The 12,049-nt window shown below is 48.3% G+C and carries 13 protein-coding genes; 9 read left to right on the forward strand and 4 right to left on the reverse strand.

Translation table 11 applies throughout. The features are described 5' to 3' along the window. Positions 1 to 8 precede the first annotated feature (8 nt). The 6 genes from wecC to LJ739_RS01385 all read left to right on the forward strand — a co-directional run bounded on the left by wecC (position 9) and on the right by LJ739_RS01385 (position 6,842). Positions 9 to 1,256, forward strand: coding sequence for a UDP-N-acetyl-D-mannosamine dehydrogenase (gene wecC / locus LJ739_RS01360; protein ID WP_229156802.1), 1,248 nt, complete (start codon positions 9 to 11; stop codon positions 1,254 to 1,256). A 57-nt stretch (positions 1,257 to 1,313) separates the two neighbouring features. Next, entirely contained in the window at positions 1,314 to 4,058 is a 2,745-nt protein-coding gene (gene prsT, locus LJ739_RS01365; RefSeq protein ID WP_229156803.1) for an XrtA/PEP-CTERM system TPR-repeat protein PrsT, read from the forward strand. Positions 4,059 to 4,365: 307 nt separating this feature from the next. Continuing rightward, positions 4,366 to 5,124, forward strand: a complete 759-nt coding sequence (locus LJ739_RS01370) for a PEP-CTERM sorting domain-containing protein (protein ID WP_229156804.1) — start codon at positions 4,366 to 4,368, stop codon at positions 5,122 to 5,124. 247 nt (positions 5,125 to 5,371) lie between these two features. Beyond that, the gene (locus tag LJ739_RS01375) at positions 5,372 to 5,854 is read left to right on the forward strand and encodes an AAA family ATPase (RefSeq protein WP_229156805.1); all 483 of its coding nucleotides are present in this window, start codon (positions 5,372 to 5,374) and stop codon (positions 5,852 to 5,854) included. Positions 5,855 to 5,941: 87 nt separating this feature from the next. Then, positions 5,942 to 6,166, forward strand: a complete 225-nt coding sequence (locus tag LJ739_RS01380; protein ID WP_229156806.1) for a hypothetical protein — start codon at positions 5,942 to 5,944, stop codon at positions 6,164 to 6,166. Between the two features lie 199 nt (positions 6,167 to 6,365). Further along, positions 6,366 to 6,842 carry a hypothetical protein gene (locus LJ739_RS01385; protein ID WP_229156807.1) on the forward strand — a complete coding sequence of 159 codons (477 nt, stop codon included), beginning with the start codon at positions 6,366 to 6,368 and terminating at the stop codon, positions 6,840 to 6,842. 151 nt (positions 6,843 to 6,993) lie between these two features. Here the strand turns inward: LJ739_RS01385 and LJ739_RS01390 are convergent, their stop codons facing one another. The 3 genes from LJ739_RS01390 to LJ739_RS01400 form a co-directional block, all read right to left on the reverse strand. After that, on the reverse strand, positions 6,994 to 7,617 hold the full coding sequence (locus LJ739_RS01390; RefSeq protein WP_229156808.1) for a hypothetical protein: 624 nt from the start codon (positions 7,615 to 7,617) through the stop codon (positions 6,994 to 6,996). A 171-nt stretch (positions 7,618 to 7,788) separates the two neighbouring features. Beyond that, positions 7,789 to 8,166 (reverse strand): VOC family protein, encoded by a 378-nt coding sequence (locus LJ739_RS01395; RefSeq protein WP_229156809.1) that lies wholly within the window; start codon positions 8,164 to 8,166, stop codon positions 7,789 to 7,791. A 270-nt stretch (positions 8,167 to 8,436) separates the two neighbouring features. After that, a complete protein-coding gene (locus LJ739_RS01400) occupies positions 8,437 to 9,342 on the reverse strand; it encodes a LysR substrate-binding domain-containing protein (RefSeq protein WP_229156810.1) in 906 nt (301 codons plus the stop codon). A gap of 138 nt (positions 9,343 to 9,480) precedes the next feature. Here LJ739_RS01400 and LJ739_RS01405 point away from each other — a divergent pair, with 138 nt between their 5' ends. The 3 genes from LJ739_RS01405 to LJ739_RS01415 all read left to right on the forward strand — a co-directional run bounded on the left by LJ739_RS01405 (position 9,481) and on the right by LJ739_RS01415 (position 11,260). Then, positions 9,481 to 10,383: a pirin family protein gene (locus LJ739_RS01405; RefSeq protein WP_229156811.1), complete on the forward strand. Its 903-nt coding sequence runs from the start codon at positions 9,481 to 9,483 to the stop codon at positions 10,381 to 10,383. Between the two features lie 39 nt (positions 10,384 to 10,422). After that, positions 10,423 to 10,701: a DUF2798 domain-containing protein gene (locus LJ739_RS01410; RefSeq protein ID WP_229156812.1), complete on the forward strand. Its 279-nt coding sequence runs from the start codon at positions 10,423 to 10,425 to the stop codon at positions 10,699 to 10,701. A gap of 109 nt (positions 10,702 to 10,810) precedes the next feature. Further along, positions 10,811 to 11,260 carry a hypothetical protein gene (locus tag LJ739_RS01415; protein WP_229156813.1) on the forward strand — a complete coding sequence of 150 codons (450 nt, stop codon included), beginning with the start codon at positions 10,811 to 10,813 and terminating at the stop codon, positions 11,258 to 11,260. Between the two features lie 195 nt (positions 11,261 to 11,455). Here LJ739_RS01415 and LJ739_RS01420 read toward each other — a convergent pair whose 3' ends face one another. Further along, positions 11,456 to 11,968 (reverse strand): MerR family transcriptional regulator, encoded by a 513-nt coding sequence (locus tag LJ739_RS01420; RefSeq protein WP_229156814.1) that lies wholly within the window; start codon positions 11,966 to 11,968, stop codon positions 11,456 to 11,458. Positions 11,969 to 12,049 lie beyond the last annotated feature (81 nt).

Below are 12,049 nucleotides of genomic sequence, written 5' to 3' on the forward strand. Positions count from 1 at the left end.
ATTGTTGTATGGCTTTTGAAAAAGTGTCAGTCGTGGGGCTTGGGTATATTGGTTTACCGACCGCGGCGGTGATTGCATCCAGGGGCATTGAAGTGATTGGTATTGACGTGTCTCAGCGGGCCGTGGATACCATTAATCAGGGCAAAGTGCACATTGTCGAGCCTGATTTGGACATGGTGGTGCAGGCTGCAGTAACCATGGGTAAATTACGCGCATCACTGACGCCGGAGCCGGCCGATGCTTTTATGATCGCCGTACCGACACCGTTTAAAGAAGGTAAACAGCCCGACCTGAGCTACATTCAGCAGGCGGCAGAAGCGATTGCCCCGGTGTTGGAAAAAGGTAATTTGGTGATCCTGGAATCGACCTCTCCGGTTGGTGCTACCGAACAACTGGCCAGTTGGCTGCAAGGTTTACGACCAGACCTGAGTTTCCCCGGGCAATCCGGCAAGTCTGCGGATATGTTCGTTGCTCACTGTCCTGAGCGTGTATTACCGGGTCGGGTGCTTGAGGAGCTGGTGTCCAATGACCGGATCATCGGTGGCATGTCACCGGCGTGCAGTGCCAAAGCGATCGAATTGTACAAAACCTTCGTGCGAGGGGATTGCATTCAAACCAATGCCCGTACCGCCGAGATGGCCAAACTGACGGAAAACTCCTTCCGCGATGTCAACATCGCGTTTGCCAACGAATTGTCGATCATCTGTGATGAGCTGAAAATCAATGTGTGGGAGCTAATCCGCCTGGCTAACCGCCATCCGCGGGTTAATATTCTGAGTCCGGGACCGGGTGTCGGTGGTCATTGTATCGCTGTTGATCCGTGGTTTATTGTGGACTCTGCACCGCAATCAGCTCGCATGATACGCACCGCCCGGGAAATCAATGACGCCAAGCCGGGGTATGTTATCCAGCAAGTGAAAAAAGCCGCGGATGAATTCAAGCGTCCTGTGATTGCCTGTCTGGGGCTTGCATTTAAACCGGATATCGATGACTTGCGGGAAAGCCCGGCACTGGATATTACCCGTCAGTTGGCGGACATGGACATCGGTGAAGTGTTGGCGGTAGAACCTAACATCACGGCGTTGCCAGCCAGCCTTGAAAAGACGGATGTCGCGCTGGTCGGGCTGGAAGAAGCATTGTCGCGGGCCAACGTATTGGTTGTGCTGGTGGACCATAAGCCGTTTAAAGCGTTGTCCGTCACGGATGTGAACACCAAGTTGGTGGTCGATACCCGTGGTCTGTTAAGCGCAAATTAAGGCTGATTTGCCCGGGACTGGAGTATGCCTCGGGTTTTGAAGGAAAGAGGACGATTCATGAAAACATTTCGCAAACACGCCCTGGCATCATCGCTGGTGGTATTGTTAGGCACCGGCTGTTCTCAACAGTCCAGTGACGAGTTGGTGGCCAAAGCACAATCGCACATGGCACAGCAAAATCACGCTGCCGCCATCATTGAGTTAAAAAATGCCGTGATGCAAAGCCCCGATGATCCCACGGTGCGCGCGTTGCTGGGCGAGGCGTATGTTGAAGATGGACAATTACTGGCCGCCGAGAAAGAACTGAACAAAGCGCTGGACAATGGCGCCAGTGCTGAACGGGTGTTACCGAAGTTAGCCTTTGCCCTGTATCACAGTGAACAACTGGAGGGCTTTGAACGACTGGCAGGAATGCTTGATGGTGTGAGTCCGCAAACGGTCAATATCGTCAACCTATACCGTTTGTTGGCGGCGTTGCGCCTGCCGGATAACGGTGGTGAATCACCGACAACACTGCTGCAACAGCTGCAGGGCACCGAAGCAACACTGGGCAATGCTTATGTGTTGCTGAACAACAACGCCAATGCTGAGGCTGTGGCTGCGTTGTCTCAGTTGCCCGCTGGCGAGTACGTACCGGAACAAGCCTTTTTGCGCGGCGTTGCTGCGTTTCGACAAGGTGATTATGACAGTGCTGTCACTGCCTTTGAACAGGTGAAAACGGTTGTACCTCATCCTAACTCGACCAACTTTCACCTGATTGAAGCATTGATGCAGGCCGGGCAGTGGGATAAGGCGATAAGCCGAGTTGACGCGCTGTTTGCGATGAACAAAAACAGCCCGATGACCAATTTCTACAAAGCCCGCCTGGCCTATCGGGAAGACAACTATGAGCCCGCGATGCAGTTTGCCGAGCAAGCGATTCAGAACGGTGTGGATACGGTGCAAGCCAGGATCATTGCCGGTGTCAGCGCGCACCGTCTGGCTGCCAACGAACAGGCCCTCAAACACCTGGTCAACGTAACCAATCGTGAAGGCTTTAATAACGGCGCCGTTGAGCGTTTACTGGCCCAGGTGCAACTGCGTCTTGGCTATACCGAGGAAGCGGCGGCAACGCTTAGAAACATTAACGAGCGACAGTTGGCGGATGCCAGTATGTATGCCGAAGCGGGCATGCAGTTGGCTGCCAGTGGGGATCTGGATGAGGCGCGGGGATTCATGAACCAGGCCACGTCTCTGGATGATGACAACCTTGACTTCAAAGTACAGCGTGCGCTGATGAACGCAGGCATTAATGAACAGGCCGTGATTGATGAATTGCGTGATGTTGTGGCCCAGGACCCGGATAAACGTGTGGCGTGGATACAACTGGCCAAAGCGCACCTTCGCAGCAACGACCAGGCCGCAGCGGTAGAGGTGGCCAAACAGTGGCAGCAGCATGCGCCGGTTCAAGGGCGAGTGCTGGAAGGGTTTGTCTATCTGGAAGGTCAGGATTATGTCAATGCTGCCAGCGTATTGGAAAGTGTATTGGCCGAGAATCCGCAGCAAATGGATGCGCAGCTGTACCTTGTTGATGCCTATCAGCGTGGTCAGCAACCTGAAAAAGCCTATGCATTGGCAAAACAGGTGTTGACCGAGCAACCGGATAACATGAAAGGGATACTGGCGCTGGTTGTGTTGGCAGACACCCTTGACCAACGCAAAGACATGCAGGATTTTCTCAACGGTTTGACCGGTAAAGCCTCTGAACTGTCGCTGCCCACTGTCGGCCTTGCACTCGATGCCCGCTATCATGACGACCCCGAGCGGGCGATTGCATTGCTTGAGCCAAAACAGGGTGGACTGAATACCCTGGGTAAGATGACCTTGGGCGACGCTTACTTCCAGGCAGGTCAGTACAGGCAGGCGATGCAGTTCTATCAGGGATGGGTAGAACAGGAGCCTGCGTCACAGATGGCAAACTTACGCCTGATTGGGATGAACGAATTGATGGGTGACAATGCACAGGCACTGACACTCACCGAAGCCGCACAGCGACACCTGCCAAATGTAACGGTGTTCAAATTATTGGAAATTAACTATCGCACCAAGCTGGGGGAGATAGCCCGGGCCGAAGAGTTGTTAAAAGCAGCAAAAAGTTTGCCCATGTCTGATAGGGAACGCTTGAGCTTGTCCCTGTATGAGGGGCAGGTAGCAGTAGTTAAAAAGCGTTACGCACATGCACTGACACTACTGAGTGACTATCATCGTCGTTCTCCTTCGTTCTTGTCGGCCATTTTGATAGCCAAGTCACAGGTTGGTGTAGGCGAAGTTGAGAAAGCAAGGGCGACGCTGGAAGCACAGATGGGTAAGGTTTCCACAGCGACGCCAGCCATGCTGCACGTGGTCGCCGAGTTTTATCTGCAAAATGGCTATTATCAGGACGCGTTTGACAGTTATGAACGCTTAGCGGAAAAGGATCAGAATGATTTCTTTGCGCTGAATAACCTGGCCTATGTTGCGATGCAGCTTGAGCAATGGGATAAAGCCGAGGCCGCGGCGACTAAGGCGCTGGCTTTGGCTCCGGAAAATCCCTATGTACTGGATACGGCAGGTACCATCGCATTTGAGCGTGGCAACATAGACCAGGCTTTTACTCACTTGTACAAGGCCAACGAGCGGCTTCCACAGGCCAGTGATATCGCCGTGCATCTGGCCAAGGTCTATACCCAGTTAGGGAATGCGCAAAAAGCCAGGGAAGTGTTGCAGCGGGTTAAATCGCCATCGGATGCGGTACGTGAGATGTTGCAATCATTGCCACGTTAATCTCGACACGAGATTTTTCATTGCATGATTAAACAAGAGGGCCTGATGGCCCTCTTTTGCGTCACAGAGGAAGTGAACGGTTTGTTTAAAAATACACCATTCAAGCGTCAGTAAATTTTACAATGGGGTGAATTGGCGATGCCGGGGTAATTTTAATGGGCAAAGAGGGTGGCCTATAAAAGCCTTGTAAAACAAGGGTTTGTAAATTATTTTCAATTTGTTTTAAAAGTTTGGCACAGCACTTGTATTATCTTTGGCGTCAGTGGAACACTTCCCTGACTTTGACGTTGATGTAGAGGTATTTATTGTGAAAAAGATTCTTACTCCTTTAGTATTCGCAGCAGGTGTTATGGCAACTGCCACTGCAACTGCTTCTCCTGTAACTGTTGGCGGCGTGACCTGGGATCCAGATCAAACTCTGTCTTTCCCTGATTTGGGTGACTTTGTTGCTAACGGTACTATTTTCGAAACCGGTGCTGTAAATGCAGGTGACGTTGTAGGTGGTCGCGGTCAAGTGACTCAAATCAACAGCGCTCTGCCTAACGGTGCAGACTTCTGCCCAGGATGTGAACTGACCTTCACTTTCTCAATGGAGCTGGCTAGCGATTTCGCTGGTACACCTAACCTGGCTCTGGGCGGTGTTGACGGTACTTTTGAATTCAAAAACCTGAACATCAAGTTCTTCGTGGATCAAACACCTGATTTCGACGGTACCATGGCTTCTGCTGCTGACGGTAACCTGTGGTTGGAACTGGTTCTGAACCCTAGCAACTTGCTGACTGGTACTGGTATCGCTCTGGGTAGCGGTTCTGACCAAGGTACTGGTTCTGGTGTTCTGGACGTTATCGGTGGTTTGGCCATGGGTAACTTCGATACCAACACTCAAGCAGCTGGTGGCGACATCACTCTGACTTCTTCGTTCCAGCCTACCGCCGGTGCTCCTGGCCTGCTGAACGGTACTTTTGACCTGAAAGGTAACTCCATCCCTGAGCCTTCTGCTCTGGCACTGATGGGTCTGGGTCTGCTGGCTTTCGGTGGCGCTGCGCGTCGCAACAAGAAAGCTTAATACAGGCTAAGCGATGGAGAGGTGTAGGCATATGAAATACCTCTCTACATTGACAGACGGAAAATGTCATTAGCCTGCATTTCTCCATAAAAAAACCAGCCTCCGGGCTGGTTTTTTGTTGCCTGTAAGAAACTGCTCAGCCGGTGATGTGGACGATATGTCTGCTGCTTGTTGCTTTTCTTCGCTTAGCCCAACACAATAGTGACAACACAAAGGATTGAACCGCTGTAGCGGTGGAGAAAGCAAGTTGAATAAAGGCACACTGACGTTGTTGTGTGGCAAGATGGCGGCAGGGAAGTCGACCTATGCACAACGACTGTGCGATGATCACGCTGTTATTTGCCTGTCAGAAGATGTCTGGCTGGCCGCCCATTATCCCGGGCAAATTCACTCCTTCGATGACTATTTACGTTATTCCGCACAGATAAAACCCTTTATCAGACAACATGTTCAGGCATTGTTGAGGGCAGGTATTAACGTGGTGATGGATTTTCCTGCCAATACGGTCAGGCAGCGAGCGTGGTTTGTTGATCTGTGTGCAGAAGTTCACTGCCAGCACCGACTGATCTACCTGGAAAAATCCGATCAGCACTGTTTACAGAATCTGGCCAAACGAAGGAATGAACAGCCTGACAGGCGACAGTTTGATAACGAAGAAGTATTCCATCAGGTCACACGCTATTTCGAGCCGCCGACGGCAAGTGAAGGACTGAATATCACTGTTGTTTGAAGGCAGAGGCGGGTAAGCTGTTTGCACAATGCCACTGAAACTGGCGGTCGTGTGGTCATTACTTCGCTGACTTGGAAAGGAGCACCAATGCCGATTAAAAAATGGTTAATTCAATATGCCGTTGCACTGCCGCTGTTATTTACACTTTTTGGTGGTGTGCAATATATGAAGGGCAAAGCCCTGCAAGACGCCGTCGAGTTTGGCATCATCTGGTCACTGATCTCGTTGGCGATCTTTGCCGCAAACCGCATCTATCAGTTCCGCAAAGGGATCCATTGCGCGGTGTGCAATGACTTGCCCGAAAGGGATTGAGACGCTGAGGGCTCACGCAGAAGTTTGTCTGTGAACACATCGCCAACGGCACATTTCACCGCTGACAGAGGGTGGTTTCCCATCGGCTAGGTGGATAAGCGATACCCAGGGAGGTTTTATCAAAAGGATCACAGTTTTCCTGCTTGTGCTAACCGCATTTAATGTGTGGCTATTTTCGAAATACAGTCAGATAGCGTACATGGTGACTGGACCTGCCAAATATCAGGTTGGCGCGTTTGCGCTATTTCCACAACAGAACGGGAACGACTCTTTTCTTCAATGGACAAGTACCAGTGGCGCTAAGTTCTCTATTCATTTCAACAGTTTTCACCCCACAGCTGCAGTGTCGATTGACGCCGATGTTCAAGCCTCTGTAAAGCGCATAGAAGGCACCACCTATGCCTATACAGAGTGGATCTGGCGGCGGGGACTGAAGGCGTTTCGCTATTCCCCCATTTTGTCCCGCAACAGAGAAGAAGTTGCGTGCCAACAGATGGACAGCAAGAAAATGGTTTGTATTTCTATCTACGACACGGGGATGCCGTTCACACTGTCACATACTTATGGTTCAGTCGACATTGACAGCTTCAATCCCGTAAGTGAACACAAGGAAACCCGCTATCAACTCTTAGAGTTTAGATACCCGTATACTCTGATTTTTCAGTACCCAGATTAGGATGCTATTCCCTGCAAGTTGACGGAATTGGTAAGTGGCGGCTTCGAGCGAATTGCAGGCGACTGACATGAGCAAATTAAATGCCTACTGTATGAGTTAAGCAGACATGAGTTGACCAGCAATATGCATACAAGAGTGTGCCTTCAGTCATTCAGATCGTGAAAGTAAACGTTCCCCAGGAGAGTGTATTTTCAGGGTCACCGTTTTCGGGAAATGTAAACTCACTCCAGGCATCATTATGTTTTATGGCACTGACAGTAAACATCATATGCCATGTATTTCCAGGAAACTTATCACGCGCAATTTGAACCTGCCTATGTGTACCCCTTTCAAACGTCGGGTCCTTTCTATTTTCAGGATCTTTTAAACCACTATATGGAACCCATAAACCCGCATAACCGTTGCGAACCCCTTGAACAGAAGTACTTTCCCAACCATTCTCCGTAAGCTTGCTTTCCCCCATTTGAGCTGAAAGGTGATACTTATGTGGTTGTCCAATATCAGCACTTTCAACATAAAGATCTAATACATTAATGTCTTCGGCCTTGCCTTTAACGCAAATATAAAAATATTTTTTGTCGTGCATCAGGAATATCGTTACATCCGCGGGAAGTTGGATACTAGTTGCAGGTTCCCAATCGTCGTTACCGCAACGACCATCCAACAGTGGTGATTCATTAGTTGAATTAACAATAAACCTTTCTGAAGGGGTTGCTGTAACAGCGTCTGCGGTCAAAAAAATGCTTAACAATATAAATTTTGTAATGTTTCTCATGTCGCTCACTCATATTGGATAGGGTTAAGTTGATCAGTAGATCAGTAGATCAGTAGATCAGTAGATCAGTAGATCAGTAGATCAGTAGATCAGTAGATCAGTAGATCAGTAGATCAGTAGAACAGTTGAGTTGTCGCCTTAACAGTTTCGGTAAATAAATAGTATTTAGTCTTAACCTTCAAAACCTGATGATTCTCTAATGCTGATGGGGTTACCGTCAGGATCGATGCATCGAATGATATTTCCCCAATCTGTTTGGAACCGCTTGGCGTTTAGATCATATCGCTGTACCTGTTCGATTATCTTTTGTGTGTCTTCAACATGGAACCGAAGCACTGTCGGGCTTTGTGAAAATGTTTTTTCCTGGCTGGCCGCAACGCCGCCGGTTTCAATCATTAAGTAGGCGGAGCCAAACTCCAGACAGGTCAACCTAAAATCGCCATCACGTTTTGTGAATAATTCTCTTAACCCAAACAATGATTTATAAAAGGACACACAATCGTCAAAGTTGGCTACATTTAAGATAATTCCGAAACGTTCGATATCCATCTTGCTCCCCCTTTTCTCAAATTAAAAATCATGCAAAGGCAACTTACGGGACGATGACCAATTAGTCAGCTAACGCTATATGCCGTGCTGCGTTAATTTAACAATATCAATGGACCAATGACTCTGTATACGAGTGTTTCTTGAACAGTGCGTTCTGTTTATGGAACTATCATGCGGAGTTGTGGTTGCGGCTCTGCACGCGACTAACCTTGATGAACATGTTAATCCTGTGCTACTTAAAAACGGTTAAAAATTCCTCATTCAGCGTTTTCAGTCTCCAACCTGGTTATTCAAGTTGTTTAGTAAAAATTCGCCTAGCGCCTTCGCTGAAGGAGATTGGGCTCTTCGTGAGGGCGTGAGTAAACTCAATTGCGCAGTACCTGACACCCAATCAGGTAGTACCCTTACCAATTGCCCTTCATTAACTTCATGCCGGCACGTGTATGCGGGCAGGCTGACAATACCGAGACCGTTAATAGCTGCCGTTTTCAGCGTGCTCATGTCATCACTACAAAGTTGTGGGTTGTAAGGGACGGTAGTTTTGAGTCCCTCATTATTTTGAAGTATCCAGTGACCAGTGGAGGGTTGCCAGCCAACCTTCAGACTCTGCCTTTTAAACAAGTCATTAGGTGTTTGAGGGATGCCCGTTTTTTCCAGGTAATTAGGGCTGGCAAACAGGTGCCAGGATACAGTGCAAAGGCTTCTCTGAATGATGCTTGAGTCTGGTAAGGTTTCAATATGTCCCCTGATCGCCAAGTCAATCCCAGAAGAGACTAAATCTATATTCCGATTGGTGACTTGCTGGACGAGCTCTACTTTTGGATTCTCCTGCAGAAATCTTCCAATCAAATCTTTAACGGCAAATTGAGCAACCCCAAGCGAACAGCTCATCGTTACCCGTCCAGTCAAGGACGTTTTCCTGCTCTCTATCGCTGCCTCCGCAGCCTCCATTTCGTCAAGCAGAGCTCGAGCATGTCGATAAAAGAGCTGGCCGGTTTCCGTGACATTGAATTGGCGGGATGTGCGCTGAATTAACTTTATGTCGAGTCTTTCCTCTAGTTTTGAAACATGGCGACTCAAACGTGATTTGGGCATATTTAGCGCTTCAGCTGCGGGCGTAAACCCTTGTTTTTCTACTACGTGTACGAAGTAATAATAGTCATTCAGATCAATCATATTTCTCTACACATTCGCGAATCTTGCCTCAATGTTCTAAATATAGAACACTGTTTTCGGTTTTTCTATCTACAAGGCTTTATCGTTCTATCGCTAGAATGTATTCATCGGTTCGGAAAAATCATTTGGTGAATAAAAATGAATACATTTTTCAAATCTACAGCTGACACCATGAATCATTTGGACATGGTGCCTAGTGTTACTTCAGCGAAATTAGGCGAAGTGTTCAACATCGGTGATGGATTTGAAGCTCTGGCATTTCGCGAAAAAGATTTTTTAGGCGCGATGGATCCACTTGTAATGGTGGACCATTACCGGATGACCAAGCCCACTTTTGGTGCCCATCCGCACGCAGGTCTTTCAGCGGTTTCTGTCTTATTTGAAGACAGTGAGGGGCCATTCCACAATCGAGACTCACTTGGAAATGACTTCGATATCATGCCCGGCGACCTATATTGGCTAAAAGCTGGCTCTGGCGTTATCCATGATGAGTCGCCTCGTGCGGGGTCAAAAATTCACGGGTTGCAAGCATTTGTGAATCTACCTTCGACGCTCAGAAAAAGTGCTCCTGAGTCGCTGCATGTTAAAGCTCAAGACATGCCCATTATCGAGTGTGAAGGCTGTCGTGTACGTATTGTCCTTGGCGAAAGCAATGGCGTTACGGGCAGTCATTCCCCTGCATTACCGATGACCATTCTTGATGGACACATTGATTCAAATGCGACTTTCTCGCATCAATTAAACGATCAGCAAAATGCATGGATTTATGCTGTAAAAGGAGAGCTTATTGTTTTGGTTGGTGGCAGGCAGGTAAGGCTTTCCTCAGGCCACGCTTTTGCGATATCAGACGTTGTACCTGGCGCAAGGAATAGTATTCATGTGCTCAATCCCGCTCCTGAAAGTGCGCAGTTTGTGATGTTTGCAGGAAAACCTATAAATGAAAAATATGTACAGAAAGGACCGTTTATCATGGATTCGGAGGCTGAGATTGCTCAAATCGAAGCGGATTATACTTCCGGTAAACTTGGAAAATTGGCTTAAGAACTCACCATTGTTATTTTTTAAATGAGGAAAATAAGCATGAAGAATCTACCTCTAACAGCAATCAACTATCACTCGTTAACTAACAGAGTCCTTGTGACTTATGCAACTCCCTTGCTTATTTCGTTTGTTATGTCGTTTTTGATGTCCGGCGTCATGTCATTGACTATGTTGGCGCTAGAGTCGTCGACTGTGGGCGAAGTGTTTGCCAGTTGGCCGAAGGCATGGGCTGTAGCGATGCTGGTGGCGTTTCCAGTCAGTTTAATTGTTGTCCCTTTTACAAAACGCCTAGTATCTCAAATTATCGTTTCCGCATAGTTTGTGTAGAGGCTATGTTCATACCGCCCTGCTTATAAAGCGCTGAGATGCACAACGGTTTAGGGGCTAGCCAACATATTCAATACGACAGGAGACGAAGGAAATTAATATGAAAAATAATCTCCAAACCATTTTTATTTTGTTCGTGATGTTGTATTCATCGGCCGTTTTTTCTACGGAGTATTCTGCTCCAGAAGGTACCGGGAGCTTGAAAAAAAACGTCTATGAAATTCGTAATTATCACTACGACCCCGCAAAGTTTGATGCGTTTAGTAAATGGTTTATTAACGATGCGGCTCCTTTTCTCAAAGTTAACTTTGATGTAGTTGGTATCTGGATAGGGGCCGTTGATACACCGGTAATTGCTGGTACGGATCCTATGAAACTGAGTCTCGGTTCAGCAAACGCTACCTGGATTATCCGCTGGGAGTCACTGGAGGAAAGAAAAAGAATTCATGAGGCGGTTTTTGGTAGCGAAGAGTGGTATAAGATCTGGGCCAATCATCCCGACACGGACGGCTATTTGCAGGTGGAAGTCAGATTTGCCAGTCGCTATTAGCCACTAAAACTTTCGTTGCCAGTGCCGAGAAGAAGGTCAGGTCCGCATTACGTTAAAAGTGATGGTTCAGGGGGCTGATTACAGCTTCCGCTACTGGCACATCTCGGACCCATTGATACATTGCTATGCCGCGCTGACGGATCTCAACGGTGACAGCGAGCGACGTCCTCATCACGCTTCCGTCAAAAACGTCTACTACAGCTTGCGAATGGTGCTGATTTCGCTGTCGGAAAGACCCAAAGACGCCAGAAAGTGCTGATGCTCGTCGGGTTCCATTTTTTCAAAGCTGCGATGCCAGTTTTGCATGTCCTCATCGCTTAATCCGGCGGTACGCATGATGTTGACCCAGCGGTCTTTGGTCATGCCGGAATGTTGCAACAAATCCGGATGCTGGAGTAGCGCTACGATGGTGTGCTGCTGTTGGCGCAGTGACTGTATCTCTCTTTCCAATGCCTGAAACTGTTCGCGCAATGCTGCATTGTGTTGTTCGTTGTCTTTGTTGTTGATCAGTTCACAGACCTTGGAAATCGGTAAGCCGAAGTCGCGGTAACTGAGAATAAGGGCCAGGGTGTTTTCCTGTTCCTTTCCGTACCAGCGATAGCCGTTTGCCGAGCGCAATTTAGGGTGTAATAAGCCTCTGCGTTCGTAATACAACACGGTGGTTCTGGAAATGCCGTGGGCTTTTGCCAGCGCTGTCACTGTCTTCATGGGGGTTACCTTGCTGGCTTCAGGTTTGCCAGCGAACTGTAAAACGTGAAAAAGGTGTCTGCATTCAAACACCCTAGATGC

This window comes from Fluctibacter halophilus, assembly GCF_020687825.1.
GTDB classification, from domain to species: Bacteria; Pseudomonadota; Gammaproteobacteria; order Enterobacterales; family Alteromonadaceae; genus Fluctibacter; species Fluctibacter halophilus.

What these genes read in the sequence shown, in the direction of transcription:
- wecC (WP_229156802.1), top strand. Translation starts at nt 9, where the DNA reads ATGGCTTTTGAAAAAGTGTCAGTCGTGGGGCTTGGGTATATTGGTTTA.
- prsT (WP_229156803.1), top strand. Translation starts at nt 1,314, where the DNA reads ATGAAAACATTTCGCAAACACGCCCTGGCATCATCGCTGGTGGTATTG.
- LJ739_RS01380 (WP_229156806.1), top strand. Translation starts at nt 5,942, where the DNA reads ATGCCGATTAAAAAATGGTTAATTCAATATGCCGTTGCACTGCCGCTG.
- LJ739_RS01385 (WP_229156807.1), top strand. Translation starts at nt 6,366, where the DNA reads ATGGTGACTGGACCTGCCAAATATCAGGTTGGCGCGTTTGCGCTATTT.
- LJ739_RS01390 (WP_229156808.1), bottom strand. Translation starts at nt 7,617, where the DNA reads ATGAGAAACATTACAAAATTTATATTGTTAAGCATTTTTTTGACCGCA.
- LJ739_RS01395 (WP_229156809.1), bottom strand. Translation starts at nt 8,166, where the DNA reads ATGGATATCGAACGTTTCGGAATTATCTTAAATGTAGCCAACTTTGAC.
- LJ739_RS01400 (WP_229156810.1), bottom strand. Translation starts at nt 9,342, where the DNA reads ATGATTGATCTGAATGACTATTATTACTTCGTACACGTAGTAGAAAAA.
- LJ739_RS01405 (WP_229156811.1), top strand. Translation starts at nt 9,481, where the DNA reads ATGAATACATTTTTCAAATCTACAGCTGACACCATGAATCATTTGGAC.
- LJ739_RS01410 (WP_229156812.1), top strand. Translation starts at nt 10,423, where the DNA reads ATGAAGAATCTACCTCTAACAGCAATCAACTATCACTCGTTAACTAAC.
- LJ739_RS01415 (WP_229156813.1), top strand. Translation starts at nt 10,811, where the DNA reads ATGAAAAATAATCTCCAAACCATTTTTATTTTGTTCGTGATGTTGTAT.
- LJ739_RS01420 (WP_229156814.1), bottom strand. Translation starts at nt 11,968, where the DNA reads ATGAAGACAGTGACAGCGCTGGCAAAAGCCCACGGCATTTCCAGAACC.